This is a genomic window from Prosthecobacter sp. Pr1 (genome assembly GCF_057652315.1).
In genome coordinates, this window is sequence record NZ_JBYFBS010000010.1 from 65,592 (window position 1) to 85,140 (window position 19,549).

At 61.3% G+C, this 19,549-nt stretch carries 15 protein-coding genes; 7 read left to right on the forward strand and 8 right to left on the reverse strand.

Annotated elements, in window-relative coordinates; translation table 11 throughout:
- Positions 1-9 precede the first annotated feature (9 nt).
- The gene (locus AC24GY_RS16920; protein ID WP_487685483.1) at positions 10-432 is read right to left on the reverse strand and encodes a general stress protein; all 423 of its coding nucleotides are present in this window, start codon (positions 430-432) and stop codon (positions 10-12) included.
- Positions 433-613: 181 nt separating this feature from the next.
- On the opposite strand from AC24GY_RS16920, the gene AC24GY_RS16925 reads away from it, so the two are divergent.
- From AC24GY_RS16925 to AC24GY_RS16955, 7 genes are all read left to right on the forward strand, one after another.
- Positions 614-1,324, forward strand: a complete 711-nt coding sequence (locus AC24GY_RS16925; protein ID WP_487685486.1) for a hypothetical protein — start codon at positions 614-616, stop codon at positions 1,322-1,324.
- 30 nt (positions 1,325-1,354) lie between these two features.
- Complete coding sequence (locus AC24GY_RS16930) at positions 1,355-1,783, forward strand: hypothetical protein (protein ID WP_487685489.1); 429 nt, start codon at positions 1,355-1,357, stop codon at positions 1,781-1,783.
- 15 nt (positions 1,784-1,798) lie between these two features.
- Positions 1,799-1,996: a hypothetical protein gene (locus AC24GY_RS16935; RefSeq protein ID WP_422320229.1), complete on the forward strand. Its 198-nt coding sequence runs from the start codon at positions 1,799-1,801 to the stop codon at positions 1,994-1,996.
- A 3-nt stretch (positions 1,997-1,999) separates the two neighbouring features.
- Entirely contained in the window at positions 2,000-2,494 is a 495-nt protein-coding gene (dps, locus tag AC24GY_RS16940) for a DNA starvation/stationary phase protection protein Dps (protein ID WP_487685492.1), read from the forward strand.
- 15 nt (positions 2,495-2,509) lie between these two features.
- Positions 2,510-3,550, forward strand: coding sequence for a zinc-dependent alcohol dehydrogenase family protein (locus AC24GY_RS16945; RefSeq protein ID WP_487685495.1), 1,041 nt, complete (start codon positions 2,510-2,512; stop codon positions 3,548-3,550).
- 94 nt (positions 3,551-3,644) lie between these two features.
- Positions 3,645-3,788, forward strand: coding sequence for a DUF3309 family protein (locus AC24GY_RS16950; RefSeq protein ID WP_422320226.1), 144 nt, complete (start codon positions 3,645-3,647; stop codon positions 3,786-3,788).
- A 26-nt stretch (positions 3,789-3,814) separates the two neighbouring features.
- Positions 3,815-4,222: a hypothetical protein gene (locus tag AC24GY_RS16955; protein WP_487685498.1), complete on the forward strand. Its 408-nt coding sequence runs from the start codon at positions 3,815-3,817 to the stop codon at positions 4,220-4,222.
- A 908-nt stretch (positions 4,223-5,130) separates the two neighbouring features.
- Here AC24GY_RS16955 and AC24GY_RS16960 read toward each other — a convergent pair.
- The 7 genes from AC24GY_RS16960 to AC24GY_RS16990 are packed head-to-tail and all read right to left on the reverse strand — an operon-like array spanning position 5,131 to position 19,363.
- Positions 5,131-5,910, reverse strand: a complete 780-nt coding sequence (locus tag AC24GY_RS16960; RefSeq protein WP_487685501.1) for an outer membrane lipoprotein-sorting protein — start codon at positions 5,908-5,910, stop codon at positions 5,131-5,133.
- 22 nt (positions 5,911-5,932) lie between these two features.
- A complete protein-coding gene (locus tag AC24GY_RS16965) occupies positions 5,933-7,048 on the reverse strand; it encodes an ABC transporter permease (RefSeq protein ID WP_487685504.1) in 1,116 nt (371 codons plus the stop codon).
- 1 nt (position 7,049) lies between these two features.
- Positions 7,050-7,778 carry an ABC transporter ATP-binding protein gene (locus AC24GY_RS16970; RefSeq protein ID WP_487685507.1) on the reverse strand — a complete coding sequence of 243 codons (729 nt, stop codon included), beginning with the start codon at positions 7,776-7,778 and terminating at the stop codon, positions 7,050-7,052.
- Positions 7,779-7,801: 23 nt separating this feature from the next.
- Positions 7,802-9,385 (reverse strand): esterase/lipase family protein, encoded by a 1,584-nt coding sequence (locus tag AC24GY_RS16975; protein ID WP_487685511.1) that lies wholly within the window; start codon positions 9,383-9,385, stop codon positions 7,802-7,804.
- Entirely contained in the window at positions 9,382-10,323 is a 942-nt protein-coding gene (locus tag AC24GY_RS16980; RefSeq protein ID WP_487685513.1) for a fatty acid desaturase family protein, read from the reverse strand. Before AC24GY_RS16980 ends, AC24GY_RS16975 begins: the two co-directional genes overlap by 4 nt.
- Positions 10,320-11,663, reverse strand: a complete 1,344-nt coding sequence (locus tag AC24GY_RS16985; RefSeq protein ID WP_487685515.1) for a condensation domain-containing protein — start codon at positions 11,661-11,663, stop codon at positions 10,320-10,322. Before AC24GY_RS16985 ends, AC24GY_RS16980 begins: the two co-directional genes overlap by 4 nt.
- Complete coding sequence (locus AC24GY_RS16990) at positions 11,663-19,363, reverse strand: SDR family NAD(P)-dependent oxidoreductase (protein ID WP_487685518.1); 7,701 nt, start codon at positions 19,361-19,363, stop codon at positions 11,663-11,665. The genes AC24GY_RS16985 and AC24GY_RS16990 overlap by 1 nt, the downstream gene beginning before the upstream one ends.
- Positions 19,364-19,549: the final 186 nt, after the last annotated feature.

Consider the following 19,549-nt stretch of genomic DNA (forward strand, 5'->3'; position numbering starts at 1 on the left):
TCTCAGCCCTCACGCAGCACGTCTCTTTTCAGAGCACACACGGCTTCGCTTCGGCATGACAAGACTGAACACGCAGGCCCACACGGCGCTCAGTCCGCCGCCCATGAGGCAGCCTTCCACCGCGCCCATCATCCAGGCCACCATCGGATCGGGCACCATCAGCGGGCCCGCCCCTTCGTGTTGAAAAAACGTGGAGCCCGTCAGCCAGCCCCACACCCCGCCCCAGAAAGCTCCCAGGCCTCCCCAGCACTTCACACGCCCCAGCGTGCTGAAGCCACCCACCCCCGTCTCACCCGCTTTGCGTTCACACCCGGCGAAGGAGAGCTGCTTCATCTCACACACGCAGCGCTGAAAATGCCGCGTGCTGGCTGCGTGTTCATCATGCGAATTGGAGACCGTTACAGCGGCATCTTGAGGAGGCTTGGGCTTCATACTCTTGCAGGGGGGCTTGTTTCATCGGCACAAGCCAAACTTTAAGCCTCACACGCATCTCTTTCGATGGGGTGTTCCCCCCATTTTTTGGCCTCGCCTCCGTTGCAAAGCTTACCCTTATGCAAAGTAGGTTTACACCCCATGGCAGCGATCCGCCCTCAGCGTGCAAAATGATCCTGCCATGATGACGCACAGCAAAACTCACATTCTCGCCCGTCTTGAAATCGGACTTCGCACCGACTCCAAACGTTTGACCAAACTGGAGGACGAATTGATGCAGGTGCTTCAGCGCGGCCGTGGTCTCGGCACCGAATACGGCTCTCCCGGAGACTGGAGCAATGCCTGGGGCCATCACTGGGATCTCGTGGAGCGCATTCTGTGCAGCATCCACGACCTTGTCAGTGAGGTGCAGGACGGCATCCAGAGCCACGATACAAATCGGCATGAAAAAGCCCTGCAAACCTGGACCCGGCTGCAAATCGAAGACACCCGGCTGGAGCAGACCCTTCAAGCCCTGCAAGGCCAGGCGGTCGGTCTCAATGCCGCAGCCCAGTCCGAATGGGCCGCCATAGCCCGGAGTCTTGAGGCGCATCTGCATGTCATTCACAACTGTGCCGATGCCATGCGCATCAAGCTCGAACTGCTGAAGAATAACTCCAGTGCGGAGGTCGATGCGCAGGTGCAGAAGCTCCTCCTCCGCCTCTCCCGCTCCCCTGACAAACCAGGCGGCAGCCTCATCGACAGCAACGAGGAGTACCAGCACGCCGCCGTCGAACTCCAGCAGGAGAAAAACAAATTCATGGGCTTCGTCGATCTCGTCAAATGCATGTTCCTCTGGACCGACTCCACCCAGGAGCGCGCCGACAAAAACAGTCTGCAGGAATCCTTCTGACCCGCCCCTGTTCGAAAAAAACCTCCCCTCATGAAAATGAACATCGGCCTGTGGATCGATCATCGCAAAGCAGTCATCGTGCTCGAATCCATCGCTGGAAAGGAAATCCACATCATCCAGTCAGACGCAAACCGCCAGCCGGGCCGCATCGCTGGCACACACTCCACCACCTCGTTTGAAGCTCAGAAGGTCAAGGCCGACGACGTCGCTCAGCGCAGGTTCACCGCAGATCTCCACCATTACTACCAGGAGGTGGTGGCTCTCGTGCATCATGCCACATCCCTGCTGGTTTTCGGCCCTGGAGAGGCCAAGGGTGAGCTGGTCAGGGAACTCGAACCTGCCATGCCCAAAGGCTTCCCCGTGGCCGTCGAATCCGCAGACAGAATGACCGACCGCCAGATCACCGCCCACGTCTGCGATTTTTTCAAAGAGGCAAATTCCGTCGTCCCTCTGCATTAGTTTCATCCTCTCCGCATGAATCCATTTTCTCAGCCTGAGATCACCGCATCGAGAGCTGCGGAAGTCTGGCCTCCTGAGACCGTGCTGGCCATCAATGTCTTCCTGCTGCAGCATCCTTCCTTGGACATGCAGCCCTGGTTTGAAGAGCAGGTCGTTTTACATTTGGGGTGTTCACCCCATGGCAGGCGCGTGGATTCCTCATCTATCGCTTGAGCCATGAAACTCAAGCTCAGGCACACCCGCAACAGCCTCCCGGAAAAAACTCGGATCGAAATCACCGCGCTGCTTCAGGAGCGCCTGACCGAATCCATCGACCTCATGATGCAGGCCAAGCAGGCTCACTGGAATGTGAAGGGCCACAACTTCATCGCGCTGCATGAGCTCTTCGACAAAGTCTACACCGACACCGGCACCTACGTCGATCTCATCGCCGAGCGCATCGTCCAGCTCGGCGGCATCGCCCAGGGCTCCATTCGTGTCGTCGCCAAAAAATCCAGCCTGCCCGAATACCCGCTGGACATCACCAGCGGCAAAAAACACGTCGCCGAACTCGCCCACGCCATCGCCTTCTACGGCGAGCTCATCCGCAAGGCCATCGCCACCTCCACGCAGCTCAAGGACGCCGACACCGCAGACATCTTCACCCAGGTCTCACGCGGCTCCGACATGAACCTCTGGTTCGTCGAAGCTCACGAACAGCCCGAACATTAACCCACCCCCGCTGACATGAATGCTCTCGTTTATCATGGCGTGGGAAAGAAAGCCCTGCAGGACATGCCGAAGCCGGCCCTTCAGGAGGCCTCGGATGCCATCGTCCGCATCACCAAGACCACCATCTGCGGCACCGACCTCCACATCCTCAAAGGAGACGTGCCCACGGTCACCGAAGGCCGCATCCTCGGCCATGAAGGCATCGGCATCATCGAGGAGGCAGGCACCAGCGTCACCCGCTTTCACAAAGGGGACCGCGTCATCATCTCCTGCATCACCTCCTGCGGAAAGTGCGAGTACTGCCGCCGTGGCATGTGCTCCCACTGCGAGCAGGGCGGCTGGATTCTTGGCAACACCATTGACGGCACCCAGGCCGAGTTCGTCCGCATCCCGTGGGCGGATACCAGCCTCCACCACATCCCCGAAAACGCAGACGAGGAGGCCATGGTCATGCTCAGCGACATTCTCCCCACCGGCTACGAATGCGGCGTGCTCAACGGCTGCGTCAAACCCGGAGACACCGTGGCCATCATCGGCGCCGGCCCCATCGGCCTCGCCACCCTGCTCACCGCAAAGCTCTACACACCGGCGGACATCATCATGATTGATGTGGACGAACACCGTCTCGATGTCGCCAAACGCCTCGGCGCCACCAAGCTCATCGACAGCAGCGACGGCCGCGCCATGGCCAAAATCATGACCATGACCTACGGCCGCGGCGTGGATGTCGCCATCGAGGCCGTTGGCATCCCCTCCACCTTCGAGCTCTGCCAGTCCATCATCTCCCCCGGCGGGCACATCGCCAATGTAGGCGTGCATGGTCAAAGCGCACCGCTGCATCTCGAAAGACTCTGGTCGCAAAACATCACCATCACCACCCGTCTCGTGGATGCCGTCACCACGCAGCTCCTGCTCAAGACCATCATGTCCGGCAGGCTCCTCCCCAGGCAGCTCATCTCCCACCGCTTCATGCTGGGAGATGTCATGAGCGCCTACGAGACCTTTGGCCATGCCGCGCGCGATCAGGCGCTGAAGATCATCCTCACCAGTTCCTGACCTCAGGCACGCACCGAACGGGGTGAACACCCCATGGTTCTTCATCAGCATCTGTCCCAAGATACATCTCAATCCATCCACCTCCCTTCTCCTAATGAACATCATCGTTATCCTTCTCATTCTTCTGCTTCTTGGAGGCGGTGGCTACGGCTTCAGCTCCGGCAACCATTTCATCGGCGGCGGTGCCAGCCTCATCGTCATCATTCTCATCGTCCTTCTCGTCACCGGGCGTCTTTAAAGATTAACGTCCCAATCTATCCCTTTATGAAACATCTCTCATTCCTTCTCATTCTCCCCCTTGCCCTCACCCTCGGCGTCTCCTCCTGCGTGGACACCGGCTACGCGGGCGGCGGTGGTTACGGCCGTGGTTATGGCGGCGGCTACGGTGGCGGCGGTTTCAACACCTACTCCACCCTGCCCCGCAACTACAGCGGCAGCGCCTACAACCACAACGGCCGCTACTACTCCGGCGGCCAGTATCAAACCGGCAGCTACAGCTACCAGGGAAGGCCCTACACCAGCCGCTACTCCCACAACGGCCAGCACTACTACGGCGGCAGCCATCAGCACTACACCCCGCAGCACAACAGCGGCTACAATTCCAACCTGCGCGTCAACACCCCCGTCCTGCAGACTCACTCAAACAGCCAGTTCATGCAGGGACGCCGTTAATCAACGTCCGGCATGCGTGCGTGTGTGTAATCCACACTCACCTCATTCCCTCAACAGGGGCAGGTCTAACCACCTGCCCCTTCTCGCATTCAATGCTTCGATGAATCTTCTGAAATGGGGACCATTCTTTTGAGGCTTGCATAACAAGGCTGACATCATTGCCTTGAAGGCCAGCGGCCTTCCGTATTTCAGCCCACGGCTGCCGAGCTTCAGCGAGTGCTCCCCCGGGTTCTGCCAGCCACTCCGGCAGCAAACCCAGCACGCCTCCACACGACGCCGCGTCCCAGCAGCGCCTGCTCCGCCATTGCGCCGCAGGTCGCCTCTTTTTATCACAAAGGTCAATCTCATCGCGGCCTCCCGGAGGGAGCAGAGAAATGACATCACGATCCGCTGAAAACAGGTCTGTCTCTGAGGGCTTTTGAAAAGGGGGCATGCGATGTGGCAGCAGCCCACGATGGGACGAAGGATTTCAGGGACGCGCACAGCGCATCCCTACCATCCAGAGCAGCGCGTGCCGCAGGGCTGGTAGGGAACCGCTGTGCGGGTCCGAAGTTTCGGGTCTATGGCGTCGCGGGCGCTCAAAAAGATGCGCCGTCCATGGAATGTGGAAAGGCAGTCGATGTGGGCCGTTGCCGCGATGGTTCCAAGTGTGATATAATGCCACAATCGTTGGAAAGCAGCTCAGCCTCTCAGCTTGAGGCTGCATCAAGACTCCTTTTCAACTGCTGATGGTATTAGCCGGTGGTGAAGCGAAGCGGTGCAGCGTGAACCACCTGACTCCGCCATGAAACAATCCCCCTTCAGAATCGCCTGCCGAAGGTAGGCGAGAAGCATTCCGCCTCCCAGCGCAAACGAGAATCCCTCGCACGCTTCTCTCACACCACCACGACACCTTTCCGAACTCTCAATCAATCCGCACCCGCACGCACCGCTCCTACCTCCATGAACCCAGCGGGCGTAAACTCACGGTCACTAAAACTCACCCCATGCTTCACACTCGCGCCATTCACCTCAGTCACGCTTCCCTGCCCTGCCCCGCTCACCGTGAGGTTCGCCGGCACGGCCTGCTTCTTGTCATTGCTCGCCACCCGCGTCGTCTCAATCCTCCGCACCAGCTTCCCTGACGCACTGTACTTCTCCACACGCAGCGGCACATCACGTCGGCGGTCCACCCACGTCCTCACGCTGCCATAATTTGAACGCTCCCCTTTGCCAGGCTTCGATTCCAGCACGTCACAGCTCACACGGTTCACCATTTCCGCACCCACAATCGCCTGCTGCTTCCAGAGAAAAAAGTTCTCCACCACATCCGCATAACTCAGGTCACTGCCCAGCAGCGCATCCTTCATCTGACTGCCATCGAGGCTCCGCACCGTGTTCGGCGGTATAAAAACCGTCCCCGTCGCGCCCCCATCGCCCATCTTGCGCAGCAGCACCGCCTCGCCAGCTCTCTCCTTCGGCCACAGCACCTGATACACCACTTCCGTGCCCGCACTGCTGCGTCGCTGCTTGATCTGCAGTTGCAGCGTGGACTTGCTGCCTCCCTGCACCTCCATCTTCAGCCGCACCACAGACGCGCCATCCTGCTGCATCGCTCCCAGTTTAGCAGCAAGAACACTCCCGGCTTCATCCGCATGGGCGGACACCGCCAGCAGTACCGGACAGATCAATCGAAGAAGAGTTTTCATAAATAGGTATCGTGTTAAAATTTCAGCCCTGCATCGCAAGGCTCGGTGTCAGTCGTGAACTCCGCCATGCTGGATACAGCCCGCTGATGACGCCCACCACCACGGCCAGGCCGACAGCCACCGCCATCAGTCCCGCGTTAAAATCCGGCTCCAGCATGCCGTGGATCGCCGGCAGCGTCTCCAGCACCTTCACGCCAATGGTGCCGATGATCACTCCGACGATGCCGCCCAGAAATCCCAGCAGGGCCGACTCCCACAAGATCATGCGAATCACGCGCCCCGGCTTCCAGCCGATGGCCAGCAGGATGCAGATCTCCTGCTTCCTTTCAAAGACCGTCATCAGCATCGTGTTCATCACCCCCAGCACCCCCACGATCACCGCCAGCAGCGAAGTCCCCCAGCTCATCGCGCTGATGAAACGAAACGCCTGGCTGTTGCCCAGATGCTCCCCCGCCACCATCGCTCGCGCCTCGGGCGCGGCGGCATTGATCTTGTCGCAAAGCTCCTTCATCTGCTCCTCGCTCAATCCCGGCGCGGCACGGACGTCGATCACGTTGATCCGCCCCTCGTTACCCGTGATGCTTTGAAACAGCGCCAGCGACAGAATCACCGATCCATTCTCCACCATCGCACCGCCATCCACGATCCCCGTGACGATCAGCTCCTTCGTTTCAATCTGCAGCGTGTCGCCGACTTTCTTCTTCAGCGTCTCCGCCGCCGTCTGCCCCAGCACCGCCGCCAGCTCCATACCATCATGTGGCATGCGCCCGGAGATCAGCTTCAGGTTCTGCCAGGAAAATCCGCCCCACTCACGCGCAGACACCACCATCATCGAGGCATCCTCCACGCTCGTCAGATCCGCATAGATGGAGCAGGCCTCCGCCACCTGCGGCAGCTTCGCGATGCGGTCCCGCACCTCGGAGCTGAACGGTTTCGGCGCCAGCGCGTTGCCCATGTTGCTCACCACGATGTCCGTGCCGCGCACCTTCATGCCCGTCGCCCAGCTCGCTTCAAAACCGCGCGAGATGCCGACCAGCGCCACCACGGCGCCGATCCCGACGGAGATGCCCACCAGCGTCAGCCCGGTGCGCACAGGGCGTCGCAGCAGGCCGCGCACAACAATGGAAAAAAAGTTCATATCAGGCTGCGGATTGGGGTGTTTGTTGATCAGCCACGATCAGGCCGTCCTTCATCTCGATGGTTCGGGTGGCCATGCGCGCAATGTTCAGATCATGCGTCACCAGCACCAGCGTCATGTTTTGCTCACGCCGCAGCCGGATGATCAGCTCCAGAATGTGCTTCGAGTTTTCACTGTCCAGATTCCCCGTGGGTTCATCCGCCAGCAGCACCGCAGGGCCATTTGCCAGACTGCGGGCGATCGCCACCCGCTGCTTTTCACCGCCGGAGAGCTTCGCGGGAAAATGATCCAGCCGATGCCCCAATCCCACAGACTTCAGCAGCTCCACCGCCCGCTCAGTTCGCGTGCCTGCAGGCCGGTCCGTTTCAAACATCGGCATCTGCACATTCTCCACCGCAGTGAAAGTCGGCAGCAGATGGAAGGCCTGGAAAATGATGCCGATCTCACGCGCACGGTACGCCGAAGGGTCCGGCATCTCCGCCATCGAGCTGCCGCGATAATGCAGGATGCCCGCGCTCGGCACATCCAGCGCGCCCAGCATCTGCAGCAGCGTCGTTTTGCCGCAGCCGCTCGGGCCGATGATCACCACAAACTCTCCCTGCGTGATGCGAAAGTTCACCCCGCGCAGCGCCTGCACGCTGCCCTCATCGTATTCTTTTTTCAGACCGCGCGCCTCGAAGACGTGCGCGGCTGATGCGGTTGCATGGGATTCTGTTAAAGGAGCTGTCATGATTTCTTGGGTAGGACCGTCGTTCATCGAATACCGGCCAGGATCTTCGTCACGGCCTGGACCGTTTCCGCTTTCGCCGTGCAGCGGTGTGAGTAAGGCACGAGGGTTTCCGAATCCGCTCCATCCAGATGCGCGCTCCAGTAGGGCACGATCCCGTCGCTGCTCGCGCGGCAGTCCGCCGCACGGCGTGTGGCGATGATGGAATGAAACGGCACCACCATGGGATGCCGCGCCAGCGCTCGTAAAAAAGGATGCTTCGCCGCCAGGTTTTCCACACCTCCCACGCCCCAGGCATGAAAGTCCCGTGATGCGGGATGAATGAATGATGCCGGCAGCGCCATGAGCGCCTTCACCTGCTCCGCTGCCGTCTTGGGCAGAAACAGCGCCGTCCGCACCAGCGTCCGCAGCACACTGTTGTCAGCCAGCACGCTGCCCTGATGCGGCGTGCTGATGAACACCACCGTGCCGATGTCACTCCGCCGCTTGAAAAAAAACGACTGCTGCAGCATGTGCCGCGTGGTCGCATCCACTTCTCCCTCCACGCGCTCCGGGCTCACGTCAAAAAAGGCGTGCCAGAAGTCCTCGCCTGAATCAATGACCTGCATGCGTGCCAGCAGGCCGCCCATGCTGTGCCCTACCAGCACCATGCGGCCAAACCCGGCATTCTCGTGCCGTGCATCAAACCGGCTGCGCGCCTGCGTCAGCAGCTCCCTGAGCCGTGCCGCCGAGGCAGGAATCGGCAGCTTGCTGGGATAGCTGAAACACACCGGCTGGTAACGACGGCGCAGGCCCTCATCCGCATACATCTCATTGACGCAGTTTTTCCAAACATCCGACCCCGCCAGCATGCCATGCACAAAGATCACCGGCACCTTGCCCTTGTCATAGCGGCTGAGGAAAAACAGCCGTGAAGCACGCTCACCCGAGGCGGAGACGGCCTGCTCTCCCGCCCCTTTTTCTTCCACACGCGCATCCGTCAGCGTGCCCTGCAGGGCCGCCGTGAGGTTTTCTGCCAGCGGCTGGACTTGTCCGCCCACCGCGATCTCCGACACCGCCAGCGGATTGTAAAATCGCAGCCGTGCCTCCGCTGCATGCCCCGGCACATCAGCCGGAAATTCCAGCACCGCCGTGGCGGAAAGGCATTCGCCTTGCGGCGGCTGAAACCACCGCTGCGCACGCACCGCATCATCCTGCACCAGCACCACCGGCACGCCAATGCCGTCATGCGCCACCACACGGTCAAATCCATGCAGCCTCACCTCAGCCGCAGGCCGGCAGTGCGCGAATTCCGCCAGCGCCAGCGTGCGTGTTGAATCAGATGGCACAGGCGCATCAAACGTCAGACGCCATCCTCGCATACCCGCGATGTGCATCTCCTTCCCCCATGCCGCCGTCCCTTCCCGGGCGCGCAGGCACTGCACCACCTGCGCCACCGCGTGGTCATACTTCAGCAGCGCCGTTTGCGCCTTCACTGTGCCGGGCTTTTCATGCTGCATCACCAGCCACGCCTCGTGCGCCTCCTCCAGGCTCGCACTCTGCAGCCCCTGACAGGCCGCCAGATTGAATACAGATGCAATGACAATGGCGAAGGTGAGCATGCGCGTCATGTCTGTTTGGCATTCCCATGCCATTGCGCACCCACACGCGGATCACGCAGGCTGCGGAGCACATCCAGCATCGCATGCCGGTAGCTTGGAAAAGGCGCACGCTCATCAGGTGTCTTCGGCAGGATCTCATCCTTGCGGTGCGGCAACTCAGCGTGCGGTATGCCCACATGCAGATGATGCACGCCATGATAGGGCTCATGCAGCAGCGTGAAGGCCACGAGCCGCCCAGTCCAGCCCTCGGCCACGATGTGCCGAGTCGCGCTGTTCACCGTGCTGCCCGTCAGTCCCACATGCTCCACATACTTGCGCCAGCTTTGCAGGTTCCCGGCGATGAATGCCGGAGCCAGATACATCCACACAAAGTAGCGCCACACCTGCCAGTATGAAACGGCGGCGAAGATCACGATCCACACCACCACCATCAGCGCCAGCTCCGCCCAGATACGCTTCCGCACCTTCGGGCTGCGAATCGGCGAGCCCTTTCGGAGAAAGGAACGCAGAAACAAAAACGGCGTGTACACTATTCCGCAAGTCAGCTCGAGAAATGCCACCAGCACCCGGCTCCACCGCGGTGCCTTCGTGAAAACAAACGGCCACAGCTCCTCATCACGCTCCGTGGCAAAGTACGCATGGTGCGTCTGATGCGCCGCGCGGTACAGGCTGAAGCTCATGAAGCTGAAGACCCCCAGCAGCACACCATCAAATTCATTGAAGCGCCGGTTTCTCCGCAGCAGCCCATGCGTCGCCTCATGAAAGCCCACCGCCGCCCCGTGCATGAAATGGCTCGCCACCAGCACCAGCGGCAGCGCCCACCAAAGGGATGCCCCGCTGTGCAGCACCGCCCACAGCCCGATTTCGGCAAACAAAAACAAAAACACCACGATCTGAAATGCCGAGCGGCTCACCCAGTGCGGTGTGATGGAGGGTTCAGTTTTCATCGCAATGTCGTCATCAGTGCAGCTGTTAAAATTTCCGGCGACTGGCACACTCCGGCGAGCACATCGAGATACATGCGCCCCACCTGCTCAATGTCGGCCAGTGAAAACTGGTCTGCGTGAAACAGCCACGCGACCTCCATTGCCTCCCCTTCCTCGTTGATCTCACACGCCAGGTTGAATCGCGCCGTGCCCGTGCTGCGCATGCGCAGTTGCAGCGAAAGCCCCGGCACCGCCACATCAGGAATCGGATGATTCTGCAGCGCAAACCGCACCTCAAAAATCGGGTTGTGCCCCGGAGGTGTCGATCCTCCCAAAGCACGCACCAGTTCCGCAAAGGGGATCGCATTCGCAAACGACTCCACCGTCGTCTCATGCACCGCATGCAGACTCTCGGCAAACGACCGCGTGCGATCAATCTGCCCGCGCAACGGCACAATGCCTGAGCAGTAGCCCATCGTCTCGCGCGCCGCCTGCGTGCTGCGATTCGCCACCGGCGTGCCGACGACGATGTCATCCTGCCCCGTCCACTTCGACAGCGCGATTTGAAACGCCGTCAGCAGCGTGGTGAAAAGCGTCGCGCCATTGCGTCGCGCCAGTTCGCGCACCGCGCGGCCAAGTTCGCCAGACACCTGCGTCACGCAGCGCTTCATCTCACCACTCACGGCGATGTTCCAGAGTCGTGGCGCTCCAGCCAGATGCGTCCTCCAAAACTCCAGCCGTGGTGCCAGCACCGCAGGCTGCCAGAAAGCACGCTCAGCAGCGCCCCACTGCGCATACGTCTGCGGCACTGGCGGCAGTGCCGCGTGATTTCCCCGCACCCCCTGCATGTAGGAGGCAAACAAATCTTGCACAAACACCCCCAGCGTCCAGCCATCCGCAATCGCATGATGAATCACCAGCACCAGCACATGCTCATCCGCAGAGCGCCGAAACACTTCCGCGCGATACAGCGGCCCTTGCACCAGATCAAACGGCCGGCTCGCAATCTCCCGCGTCAGTTCCTCGATGGCCTCCGGTTCTTGCTGCTCGGGTGACAGCTCGTGAAAACGCAGCGCAGGCACCGCCGTCCGGCGGATCATCTGCATCGGCTGCACCTTGCCCGGCAGGATCGAAAGCCGCAGCACCTCCTGCCGGTCCACCACTTTTTGCAGAGCCGCCTCGCTCCCTTGTGGCGTCAGCAGTCCGCGCACCTGAATCAGCGCGCAGATGTTGTTGGACACATCCCCGGCCGGCACAGGCGCCGCCTCCCACAGCTCGCGCTGCGGAAAGCTCAGTGGCTGCAGGCGGATTTCTCCGCTCGCCAGCCATTGCTTCAGGCGTGCTCGATTGTCTTCAGACATCAGGCTTGAGCCTTCAGCGCCTGGGGTTTCTCATCCTCGATGTCGGCATCATCCAGCAGCCGGTCAATCTCTTCATCACTCAGCGCCTCCAGATCCACGTCCTCCGTTGCCACGGGTTCCGCAGGCTCTGCAGGTGCTTGGGGTGCAGCCGCTGCTCCCATGTGTTCAGAAATCAAGGTCGCGATCTGCCCGATCGTGCGCGCACGCATCAGGCTCGCCGGTGGCAGCGCCACTCCGATGGAGCTCTCGATCGAGTTCTCGATCTCCACCGCCATCAGTGAATCCAGCCCCAGGTCCGTCAGCGGCTGGTCAAAGCGCAGCCCCTCAGGTTTCACCCGCAGCACAGAGCCCACCACATCACGCACCGCCTGGCCGATCACATCCGCACGCTCCGCAGGCGCGGCAGATTCAATCTTGCGCCGCCAGTCGCTCTTCGCGCCGCTCGCTTCCGGAGCGTCCACACCGGCCGCATAGATGCGCTCCAGCAAAGGACTCTCCTGGCTGCCACGGAATGACTGCCGCCACTTCGACCAGTCCACTCGCATCGCCATCGCCTGCGTGGCTCCTGAATTGAGATAAGACTCCGTCAAAAACACCACCTCACGCGGCAACAGCGGCGTCGTGCCCTGACGCGCCAAATATTCAGCCACACGTTCATTGCGCGCCACATACCCTTCCCCGCCCAGCGCACCCCAGTTGATCACCAGCGCCGGCAGCCCCATGGCCGCGCGATGATGTGCCAGTGAATCCAGGAACGCATTCGCAGACGCATAGTTCGCCTGCGCCGAATTTCCAAAGATGCTCGAGACAGACGAGAACATCACAAAGCAGTCCAGGCTCATGCCCAGCGTGCCTTCATGCAGCATCCACGCACCGTGCGCCTTCGGAGCCAGCACCGTGCGCATCCGCTCACGTGTCAGCGCCGCCATCGGCGCATCATCAATCACCATCGCCAGATGAAACACGCCCTTCAGCGGGATCTTCGTCGTGGCGATGTCCGCCAGCAGTCGCTGGATGTCCTCCGGCACACCGGCATCTGCCAGCACCACCTTCACATCCACACCACGTGCGCGCAGCTTCTTGAGGAAGTCTTCCGCCACAGGCGTGCTCGGCCCGCTGCGGCTGCTCAGCACCAGGTGCTTCGCGCCACAGTCGGCCAGCCACTCGGCCAGCACCTTGCCAAATCCACCAAACCCACCCGTGATCAGGTAGCAGCCGTCCGCCTTCACCGCAAAGGCCGGCGTCAGCGGCTCGCCACGTCTCACCACAAACGGCTCGGGGAATGACACGATCACTTTGCCCGTGTGCCTGCCCTGCGCCATCAGGCGGAAGGCCACATCAATGCGGCACGCCGGGAAGGCGCGGAACGGCAGCGCATGCAGCGCCTTCTTCTCCACCAGTTCGGCAATCGTTCCCAGCAGCTCGCGCGTCTGTTCTTCGTCATCGCTGAAGATCGCATCCATCGCCACCACGTGGAATGAAGCGTTCTTCCGCAGATGCCACAGCGGGATGCGGCTGTTTTGATAAATGTCCCGTTTGCCGATCTCAATGAACCGGCCCGACTGCGCCAGACAGGAAAGCCCCATCGGGATGGCTTCAGCAGCCAGTGCGTTCAGCACCACATGCACGCCTTTGCCATGCGTCAGCTCCATCACCGCTTCGGCAAAGTCGCCACGCCGTGAGTCGATCACATGCTTCACCCCCAGGACAGACAGCAGCGCGCGCTTCGCCGGACTCCCGGCACTCGCGATCACTTCCGCCCCCAGATGATGCGCGATCTGAATCGCCGCCATGCCCACGCCGCCCGCACCCGCATGAATCAGGATGCGTTCACCCTTCTTCAAATTCGCCGCCGTCTTCAGCGCATACCACGATGTCATGAAGACCACCGGCAGCGTCGCCGCTTCTTCAAACGACAGCCCTGCAGGAATCACACGCACATCAGCCGCACGCGCCATGGAGTACGTCGCCAGGCCAAACACCGCCAGGCCAAACACACGATCGCCCGTCTTCACATGCGTCACACCGCTGCCCACTGCCTTCACGATCCCGGCCACTTCATCTCCAAAGACCCGCGCATCCGCCGTTTCGGCAGGATACAAAGCCAGCGCCTTCAGCACATCGCGGAAATTCATCCCCGCTGCCTTCACTTCGATCACCACTTCGCCCGCACCACACGGCGGCAGCTCAAAGGGCACCAGTTTCAGCGCATCCAGCAGACCGCGCTCCCGCGACTCCAGTCGCAGCGGCACGCTCGCATCCAGCACCTGCTCACGCGGTTGCAGCCCACGGTTGATGCGTCGCACATAGCGCGCCTCACCACGGTAGGCGATCTCACGCTCCGCATCCTCCTGCTGGAGTTCCGTCCACAGCATCCCGCAGTCTGCGGCGCTTGCCTCAGGCGGCAGGTCAATGCCACGGCACGTGTAGTTGCTGTGCTCATTGGCAATCACCCGCATCAGGCCGATCGACGGCCCCTGCGCCAGCGCCACCTGGTTGTTACGGCCCACAGCTTGCGCACCACGCGTCACCACATCGATCCGCAGCTTGGCCGCCGGATTCAGCAGCTCCAGCGCCTGCGTCAGGTGAAACAATCCATCCGTGCCCATCATCGCGGCATCCTTGCCGGCCACAGGTTCCTTCTCATCCAAACTCCACAGATAGACAAACCGCTCCGGCACTTCGTCCGCGCAGGCTTTCAGCAGCAGCTGCCAGTCTTCCAGCGACTCCGCACGCAGGGCAAAGGCATCCGTGCCCTCCGGCTCAAAGGCATTGCCACGATGCGCCACCCGGCAGTTCACTCCGCTCGCACGCAGTTGCACCGCCAGCTCATCTCCCAGCCCACCCGCATCCGCCATCACCAGCCACGATTTCTCCACCGGCACTTCCGCCAGAGCAGGCTCGGCATGCACCGCCTCGCTCCACGGCTTGCGTGCCATCAGACCGATCAAGCTTTCGCCGCCTTGGGAGCGGATCAAACCGGAGAGCGAAACCGTTTCGCTGAATCCCGTTTCACCCAGCACCTTCTGCCATTGCTCACGCTCCAGCAGCGGATGATTCGGGCGCAGATCGCGGTCCGTGAAACGCCACCAGCCGCTCGTCAGTCCAAAGACCGCGTTCAGCCACAGATGCGGCGTCGCCACATCCACAAACATCAGGCTCCCGCCGGGAACCAGCAGCTCATGGAGATTACTCAGCGCGCTGCGCACATCGCTCACCGCATGGATCACATTCGTGCCAAGGATGATGTCAAACGAGCCCGCCTTGAATTCCTGCTCAATGCCGGGCTTCTCCAGATCAAAGACCTGATACTCGACTTCGGAAAAGCTGTTCAGCTTCTGCTTCGCCGCAGGAAAGAAGGCTGGTGAGACATCGCTGAACACATACGTATGCACACCACGCTCCAGACCTGGCAGGACCTGCGAGGCCAGTCCGCCCGTGCCTGCGCCGATTTCCAAGATGCGCAGCCCGCGTCCTTCCGGAAGCTGGCGTGCCGCTTCACTCACCGCACTGCCCATCGCCGCCAGCCATGGGCTTGTCACGAGTCCGTCGCCGTAAAACTGATCCAGCAGATCCGCGCCACCGCTGGCAAACAAGACCTGCACCGCCTCCTTCTCACCACGCATGATGGGGCCCAGCTCCGCACAGGTGGCCCCGCACAGCAACGCTTCCGGCAGATGCCCCGGATACAGGCCGATGCATGAACTCAGCAGCGTCACCGCCGAATCCGCCGCCTTCTTGAAGGACGGTGTCGTCTGGTACCCCGCACCTTTTTGGATCAGCAGCTTTTGCTTCACCAAGTTGTTCATCAGCTGCACAAACGAGCGCTGCATCGAGTCGCTCACGCCGAGTGATTTCGCCGTGAATTCCCCTTCCGCGCCCATCGCACGCAGACCGCTCGCCACTTGCGCGGCGGTCAGTTCATCACCTGCTGCGCTCGCCGCATCCAGGTTGTTGCGCCCGCGCATGTCCAGCACTTCATCCAGCGCGCTCTGCGCCGCTGCATGCAGCCGGCTCAGGGCCACCGGAGCCGCAGCCGCAGGTTTGTTTCCCAGCGTGCGCTCCTCCCAGGCGATGTGATACGTCACATCCCGGCCCTTGCCGTTTTTGCCTGTGCGCCGTGAACCTTCCACGCTGATCGCGCGGAATCCGTCAATGCGCACACACGGCCGACCCGCCTCGTCATACAGGTCGATGCCGCCTTCCACGAATTCATCATTCGCATCCTTCACGCCCGCACACACCCGGCTCGAAGCCCCCGGCGTGCGCAGAAACAAGATGCGTGAAAAGCGCACCGGCAGCCGCAGTCCCGCCGTGCGTCCTTCCACCGTCGCCGCACCTGCGGAGAAGATTTGCAGCGCGCCATCAAACAGCACCGGATGCAGCGGATACTCCGCCGCACGCGCAGCTATCCCAGCACTCAGCGCCACGCGTCCTGCCGATTTTCCGGCACTCGCGGACAGCTCACGAATCGGGCGAAACTCCTCACCATAGCGCAGGCCCATGTCACTCATGTGATCATAGAAAGTGTCCAGCCCCACCGCAGGCAGCTTGGAGGCCTCCCAGGTCGTTGCAGCGAAGGACGACTCGGTGCGCTCACCGCGCATCGCACCCACCACATGCGTGGACCACGAGGCCCCGCTTTCAAACTTGCTCTGAATGGAGAACGTGCGCTCCGTCAGATCATACGTCAGCTCCATCAGCAGCCCGGACGGCGGATCAGGCAGAATGAGAGGCTTGCGGATTTCAAAGTCTTCAATGACGAAGGCCTTGCCCTCAAACAACTGCACCCCGGCCTCCAGCGCCATTTCCACAAACCCCGCTGCCGGAAAGATGATGAGGTTCTCCACACGATGATCCTTCAGGAAAGCCATGTGCCGGTTGTCCAGCCGTGTGATCCACGTCGGAGTGGATCGCGCGAGGCGGATGTCCAGCAACCCCTTGCCTCCGGGAGCCAGCCGTCCTTCGCGCATCTCGGCAGATTCATTCCACCAGCGGCTCTTGTCCCACGCATAAGTTGGCAGCGTCAGATGCCGCCGCGATGGCGTTAGCGCCTTGAAGTCCAGCACCACTCCCGCCAGATGCAGATCCAGCGCCGTCTCCAGCAGAGACTCATGCTCGCGCTCACGGCGTGCCGAGGCCAGCACCGTGGCTTTGCCTCCATTTTCACCCAGGCATTCCTGCATGGAGCGCACCAGTGCGGGATGCGCGCCGATCTCCAGCCACACATCCGCTCCAAAATCCGCCACCGCAGCAATCGCCGTCGCAAACTCCACCGGCTGCCGCACACCGCGTGACCAATGGCCTGCATCACAAGAAGCACCACTCAGACGCCTGCCCGTCACCGTGCTGAAAAAAGGCAGCTTTTCAGCCTGCGGTTTCAAATCTATCAGCGCCGCCTTCAAGGCATCCGCAGCGGATTGCATCATCGCATGATGGAAGGGATGGCTCACCTGCAGGAAGCGCGCAAACACACCCTTCGTTTCCAACTCGGCCGCGATGGCCTCCAGCGATGTCTTCAAGCCCGACAACGTCAGCGAGCGCGGCCCGTTGAAGGCCGCAATGCTCACCGCACGGTCATGCTTGGCGATCACCGCCAGCGCTTCATCCGGGCTCATCCCCACCGCCAGCATCGTTCCGCCTGCTGCGGCGCATTCGTCCATGAACTTCCCGCGCAGCACGATGATCTTCGCCGCCTGCTCCAGCGTGAGGATGCCCGCGATGCACGCTGCCGCCACCTCGCCCACACTGTGCCCGACCACCGCCGCAGGCTGGATGCCCCAGGACTGCCACAGCGCCGCCAGTCCCATCTGCATGGCGAAAATCGCCGGCTGCGAGATCGCCGTCTGCTGCATCTTCGTCTCCGCCTCGGGACGATTGAGTTCATCCATCAGGGAAAACTTCACCCACGGCTTCATCGCCTTGTCACAGGCTTCGATCATCTTTTGAAACACCGGCTCATGCTTCATGAGCTCGCAGCCCATGCCCTGCCACTGCGGCCCCTGGCCGCTCATCACAAACACCACGCGTGCCGCATGCTCGGGCCGGGGCGTGAAGGAGCTGCGCATGCGCGGCCCGGGTTGACCCGACGCAAACGCGCTCAGCTCCTGCACCACTTCGCCCAGTGTCCGCGCAGTCAGCGCCAGACGGTATGAGTGATGATTGCGCCGCGCACCCAGCATGTAGGTGAGGTCTTGCAGCAGAGGCGAGCTGCCATTGAGCTTCGAGTGATCATCCACCCACGTGCTCAGCTGCCACGCGGCAGACTGCAGCGCCTTCTCAGACCGTGCGGAAAGCGTCAGCGGCCACGCGCGGTTGTTGCTGGGAGTCACATGAACACGCGCTGCCTGCTTCGGTGCCTCGGACAAAATCACATGCGCATTGGACCCGCCAAAACCAAAGGAGTTCACCCCCGCAAGGCGCAGCGCTCCAAGCTCCGGAAATTCTTCACTGGCCACCGGCACGCGCAGCTTCAGCGCGTTGAAATCAATGTGCGGATTCGGCGATTCAAAATGCAGGCTCGGTGGAATACGACCGTGCTTGAGCACCAGCGCCGCCTTGACCAATCCTGCCACACCCGAGGCGGTTTCCAAATGCCCCAGATTCGTCTTCACCGATCCAATGATCAGCGGCGAATCCTCCGCACGCTCCGCACACAGGGCCTCGGCCAGGGCATGCGCTTCGATCGGATCTCCCACCGCCGTGCCCGTGCCATGCGCTTCCACATAGCCGATCTCTGCGGGCATCACGCCCGCCAGCACACACGCATCATGCACCAGGTTGGCCTGCGCTTCCGGACTCGGCAGCGAGATGCCATTCGTATGCCCGTCTGAATTCACTGCGGAGCCAATGATCACCGCATGAATCGGATCACCATCCGCGATGGCGTCAGAAAGTTTTTTCAGCAGCACCATGCCAGCACCTTCACCGCGCACGAATCCGTTCGCCGAGGCATCGAAGGCCTTGCATTTGCCTTCAGGCGAAAGCATCCCCGCCTGTGAAAATCCGATGAATCCATCCGGTGTGATCATCACCGTCACACCGCCAGCCATCGCCGTTTTGCAGCGTCCATCCAAAATGTGCTCACACGCCACATGCACCGCCGTCAGTGCTGATGAGCAGGCCGTGTCCATCGCAATGCTCGGCCCTGTCAGATTCAAACAATACGAAATGCGGTTCGCTGCGATGCTGTGCGCGCTGCCCGTCGGCGTGTGCGCGCTGATGCCCGCGCGATCCGTCGAGGTGTGCTGCAAGCCCTGGTAATCATTGTGCGAGATGCCGACGAACACGCCGATGTCCGTGCCCTTGTCGAGATCCAGCACCAGCCCTGCATCCTCGATCGCCTCATACGCCGTTTCCAGCAGCAGCCTCTGCTGCGGATCAATGTAAGGCGCCTCACGCGGCGAGATGCCGAAGAACTGCGGGTCAAACTGGTCGATGCCATCGATGAAGCCGCCGCGCTTGGCCACGGTCTTGCCCACGATGCCCGGCTCTGCGTCATAAAAACGCTCCACATTCCAGCGGTCCGCCGGCACTTCACACACCGCATCACGCCCTTCCTCAAGCAGCTTCCAGAACGCCTCCGCATCATTCACCCCACCAGGGAACCGGCAGCCGATCCCGATGATGGCGACACTCTCCTTGTTTAAGATTGGAAGCGGGGGCGGCAGTGACGAAGCGGATTGATTGAGTGTGGGCATGTGTGTGATAAAAGGAAAAAAGTTTACGGCCCCGCTGCATGAGTCCGTCTACTCCGCTGACTTCCAGCGGCAGTGCCTTCCCTTAGTCCCTCCCACCCCATACCCACCATGGGGTAAAACCCTACCCTGACTGCTGAACGCTCGAACAAGTGCCCCCTTGCGGTCAGTTCCAAAAAAGGTAATTTC